Genomic DNA, 538 nt, shown 5'->3' with positions numbered 1-538 from the left:
TCTGAGTGAGCAACGAGAACGTGTAGGTCGTGCTCGTGGGCGGGGTGAGCGTACCGGTCCACCGCACCGAGAAGTTGTTGGCCGGGACACCTGTGCCGGGCGAGCCCGTCCAGTCGAAGTCGACGTTCGGGTCGACGCGGGTGAGCACCGGGTTTCCGGTGAGGTTGACGTTGTTGAAGTACTCGCCCTGCACGCCGTGTCCCTCGCCGGAAGGCGGGGTCAGGTACTTCGAGGCGACAACAGGCAGTCCGCCGCCGCCGTCCGGTTGACCGGAGGGGTGGTTGATGGTGACACCGCTGCCCGCGCGGTCCGTGATGCCCTGGAGCGGGCTGATCACGTAGGGCGGCGCGACCGCCGAGCTGCCTCCCCCACCGGTGTAGGGGTTGTCGGCGGCGTTGTTGCCGAGGACCGCGATCGAGGTGGTCTTCGCCGTGTCCAACGGCAGGACACCGCCCGAGTTCTTCAGCAGGACCGTGCCCTGCGCGGCGATCTGCCGGGCGAGCGCCGCATGCTCCGGGGTGGTCACGATGCTGTCTCG

The 538-nt window shown here is 68.6% G+C and carries 1 protein-coding gene; it reads right to left on the bottom strand.

Going from position 1 to position 538, the window contains the following annotated elements:
• The coding region (locus ACNAW0_RS30590; RefSeq protein ID WP_416291515.1) for a PA14 domain-containing protein at window positions 1–526 on the bottom strand (526 nt) is incomplete at its 3' end.
• Between the last annotated feature and the right edge of the window lie 12 nt (window positions 527–538).

Source organism: Micromonospora sp. SL1-18, from assembly GCF_047921505.1.
In the GTDB taxonomy this organism is placed as follows: Bacteria; Actinomycetota; Actinomycetes; order Mycobacteriales; family Micromonosporaceae; genus Micromonospora.
The sequence above is the reverse complement of the archived record's forward strand: the minus strand, read 5'-3'. Positions and strand labels throughout refer to the sequence as shown.